Genomic DNA, 4497 nt, shown 5'->3' with positions numbered 1-4497 from the left:
GCCTATATGCCCAGTCCCCTCTTTTGAGAGTGCGCATGCCTTTTATTAATTCATTCATCGGCCTGAGAATAATACCGTTAAGATAAATCAAATAGAGAGAGAGCATCACAACGGCAAATACCGGAATCCAAGCAATAATCATACGAAAACGAGCAAGATTATGAAGCATTCGCTTTTCCGGAATGAACGCAGCCAGCGTAACATCCGTTGAGATAATTGGATTACTGACGACAATGTAGGTATCTTTTTCTCCCATAATCCTCTGGTATTTCTCGTAGAAGTCAATAAGAGGAGGATCGGCGAAACCGCCAACATCGAAGCTTCCGGTGATCAGTTTCCCCTCACTATCCGCAAGAGCAGCAAAGCCTTCTCTTCCCAGCTGAATCAGATCCAGAGGAATCATCAGCTTTTCAAGGCGAACCCATGCTCCCAAGTATACACCAGCGCCCGAATCCACAATGCGTACCAAGCCATGTATGTTACCAGAGCTAACTACCCTCCACCCTGAAAATAATGGGCTGCCGGGCTTTACTGTGTCAAGCAAGTCCTGAAGGCCTTGCTTGATGGCCAGATTTTCATCGTAAGAGGCTGTTTTGATATTGGTATGAATCAGATCAAGATATGCGTTAGAATAGGCGAACTGAATATCTACAGTGCTGTCAAACCGATTATATCGGCTTAAGCTGTTCAGGATCCGCATCTTGGTCAATGTATATTCGTTAGAGTTGTAGACCATCTTGTTCAATGACAGAATATCCACATCCGCGGTTGCTAAATCGTATAGAAAATTAGTTTCTATGCCAAGCGCAGTCTGGATCTGGTTAGAATATAGTGTGATCATACTTTTGCTCGACTCCGCCGCTTGTTCTCGTACGGAATTGGAGGCCGTGTAATTACTGTAAAGCAGCAGACAGACTAGAGGCAACGTAATGGTAATAAAGCCGACCGTTAACTTGAAACGCAAAGAGCCTTTAGGATTCATCACAGTTCTTCCCCTATTCCTTCATGTCGGTATACCTTTTGCATTTTATTATGGCATATCTCATCAGGTTGGAAAAGAAGGAGGAGTTGGAGGTTTACTCTCCAACTCCTGCATATAACTTATTTCGTATTCGCTTTGGCCCACTCGTCTAGCTGGCGCTGCTGTTCTTCCAAAATTTTCTGGTATCCCGCAGCATTACGCTTAGCTTTATACTTGGAAATCGTTCCTTCCACATCATCGACAGCACCTGAGTTCAGAACCATCTGGAACTCTTTATCTACGTTACCGACTGCAGCCTTCTCAGCCTTAACTGGTGCCTCATCGAAAGTAAAGCCAAGAGCGATAGAGCGTTCGGAACTTTCGTTGAACTTCTCGAATTGTTCCCACTTGTCAGCGTCTTCGTTTGCCCACAAGTATGAGATGAACTGATTTCCGAACATCCAACCGCCTGGGCTCGGATAGCCTTGTGTCTCAGCTGTTACGCCTTCTGGATAATCAATGACGTTGTCTGCTTTTTTAACATAGTGCGTACCTTCAATTCCCCAATCCAGCATATTAAGAAGCTTAGCATCCGTATACAGCATATTAAGAAACATCATTGCTCTCTCAGGATCCTTGGAAGTACGGGAAATCGATAGCAATGCTCCATTTGCTTCACCTGTTGTTGTATAAGGTAGTGCTGTCTCAACTTGTACGAGCGGCAGTCCCATTGTTACAGACATTTCTTTATCTTTACCAGGCTTCAATGATGAACCGATTGCAAAGGCTTTGCCGGCTTTTATCATGTTCTCTGCTTGACCGCTAGAATCTGAAGTCATAACATCCTTATCGAACCAACCATTAAGATTCCATTGTCTCATACGCTTCAGAAAATCAATAAATTTAGGGTCTTCTAGGGTATCAATAGCTTTCAACTCTTTGCTGTCACGTGAAATTATACCGCTATCGTAATTAGCTGCTCCCCAAGTGTTTGCAAATTTATTACTAACAACGGGTACTATACCTTGTTCTTTTTCTTTAATTACTTTAAACATTTCTTCCATTTCCTCCAGAGTTTTAACTCCTTCAGTATTGAATTTATATTTATCAACCAATTCTTTGTTTAGAAGGAAACCAAAACCTTGTGCGAATTCCTTTTTGGTAGGAACGCCATAAGTCTTGTTGCTAATTTGTGCGCCTTTCATAAAATCATCGCCCAAAATGGCAGGGATATCTTTACCGTGTTTTGCAATGAGATCTGTCAGTTCTACAAATTGTCCTTTGGATACGTCTAATCCATAACCAAACCATCCGGCAGTAAAGATGAGATCAAAGGATTCGCCGGAAATTTTCATCAGGTTAGTCTTGTCTGTCCAAGAGCCCCAATCAATCGGTTTCAATTCGATAGTTGCGTTGATTTTTTCTGTTAAGTATTTGCTCATTTCATCCTGAACAAGCTTTAGATCCTTAGGCACAGCACCAGGATAAATCAATGTAATTTTGTAAGGCTTGAGACTAGCAGCACCAGTCTCATTGGATGGTGTGTTATTCGTATCCTCTTTTGGAGTGTTGGAACCTCCTGTTTTGTTCTGAGCGCATCCGGACAGAACTAGCATAACAATGATGATCAGGGTTATTCCGATTTGCAGCTTTTTCTTCAACGTAACCAATCCCTTCTTCTCTATGTTTTTATCGGAAACCTAGATGCGTATTCTTAACCTTTAACCGCACCGCTGGTGATACCGCTGATGTAGAATTTTTGAAAGAATGGATAAGCGACCAGGAGCGGCGCGACGCCGATAATGGCGAGTGCCATTCGAACACCTTCGGTTGGCATTTTGGAAAGAAGTTCGCCTACTTGACTGGATGTATCCGCCTTCATAATTAGAAACTGTACATTATTTAGCGTCTTGGTCATCAGGTACTGGATATTCATCAAATCTGGTTTATCGATAAACAGCATACAGTTGTACCAGTCATTCCAATAAGCTAACAAATTGAAGAGGGCGACTGTCGCGATAATTGGAGCTGAAAGCGGCACCACTAGCTTCATGAAGATAGTCAGCTCGCTCGCCCCGTCGATCGTGCCTGACTCAACGATAGATTCTGGTATCGTGTTGGCAAAAAAACTACGCATCAACAAAACGTTAAAGGCACTCAGTAATAGATTGGGTATAATCATGCCAAACAGTGTGTTTTTGAGCCCAATCATTGTCACATAGGTGATATACCAGGGCACCATGCCTCCACTAAACAACATCGTGAAAAATAGAAGAAATGACATCGTGCGGCGCAGCGGCAAGTCTTTGCGTGATAAAGGATAAGCAAAGAGCGCCGTTATAAACAAGCTGACCGTTGTTCCAATAAGAGTTACGAGAATGGTTACTCCATAAGATCTCGCAATCTGACCAAAGTCATTAAATAAGAACTGATAAGAAGCGAAATTAATTTTGCTTGGAATTAAGCTGTATCCGTTCTGGGCAATCGAACTCTCATCTGAAATGGAGACCATAAATACTAAAATGAACGGGAACAGTGACGCTATGCTGAAGAGCACAAAGAACAGATGGATAAGTGGAGATCGTAAACGTGATGTAACTGGCATCTGCTTGATGCCTCCTCTCTTTATGAATTTTTATCGATTAGAATAACGCGTCATCCTTGCTGATTCGGCGAACTGCGAAGTTTGCCCCTAAGATCAAGAAGAAGCAGACAACAGATTGATAAATACCAGCGGCAGTCGACATTCCAATGTCTCCACGCTCAATCATTGCACGGTAGACAAATGTATCGATCGTATTAGTAGTAGGCATTAACGGACCTGAGTTCATCGGTACTTGATAGAATAGACCGAAGTCTGAACGCATAATCGAACTAATCGCTAGCAGCGTCATGATGATAATCATTGGCGAGATGAGTGGAATCGTAATCCGAGTCATCTGTTTCCATTTGTTAGCGCCATCGATGGTTGCCGCTTCGTAAAATTCCTTATCAATACCGATAATGGCCGCAAAATAAATAATTGCCAAATAGCCGACATTTTTCCACGCATTCACAATAACCAAAATATATGGCCAGTAATCCGGCTCATTGTACCAAGAAATCGACTCGGTGCTAAACCATTTGTCTAACTGTCTATTGATAAGCCCGCTATCTGTATTTAGAAAACTGTATACCAGATAAGCGACAACTACCATTGAAATGATATGTGGCAGCAAAAACGTGCTCTGGTAAAAACGGGTGATGACTTTATCTTTAATCTCATTGACCAACAGTGCGGCAAGAAGCGCAAAAGTGGTATTCACAACGATGAAAAATACGTTATACATAATCGTATTTCTCGTTATCAGAAAAGCATCGGGAGAACTGAACAAAAACTTAAAGTTGTACATTCCGGCCCAAGGACTGCCCCAAATGCCATCTACATAGTTCAGTTCCTTGAAAGCTAAGATGACTCCGTACATAGGAATATAATTGTTTAAAATTAAGTACGCTAGCCCGGGGACCATCATAATGAGTAAAGCCCTGTATTTCTT

Annotated in this window: 3 protein-coding genes and 1 pseudogene; all 4 read right to left on the bottom strand. The window is 42.2% G+C overall.

The window, feature by feature from the left end:
• Window positions 1-985: pseudogene (locus tag AC1DSE_RS30715) on the bottom strand (sensor histidine kinase); the annotation flags it as partial.
• A 116-nt stretch (window positions 986-1101) separates the two neighbouring features.
• The gene (locus AC1DSE_RS30710) at window positions 1102-2622 is read right to left on the bottom strand and encodes an ABC transporter substrate-binding protein (RefSeq protein WP_477512541.1); all 1521 of its coding nucleotides are present in this window, start codon (window positions 2620-2622) and stop codon (window positions 1102-1104) included.
• Window positions 2623-2675: 53 nt separating this feature from the next.
• On the bottom strand, window positions 2676-3566 hold the full coding sequence (locus AC1DSE_RS30705) for a carbohydrate ABC transporter permease (protein ID WP_477512540.1): 891 nt from the start codon (window positions 3564-3566) through the stop codon (window positions 2676-2678).
• Window positions 3567-3603: 37 nt separating this feature from the next.
• Window positions 3604-4497, bottom strand: an 894-nt coding sequence (locus AC1DSE_RS30700) for an ABC transporter permease (RefSeq protein ID WP_477528735.1), incomplete at its 5' end; no start/stop codon positions are given.

This window comes from Paenibacillus sp. 01L418, from assembly GCF_056400045.1.
The sequence above is the reverse complement of the archived record's forward strand: the minus strand, read 5'-3'. Positions and strand labels throughout refer to the sequence as shown.

What these genes read in the sequence shown, in the direction of transcription:
- AC1DSE_RS30705 (WP_477512540.1), bottom strand. Translation starts at nt 3,566, where the DNA reads ATGCCAGTTACATCACGTTTACGATCTCCACTTATCCATCTGTTCTTT.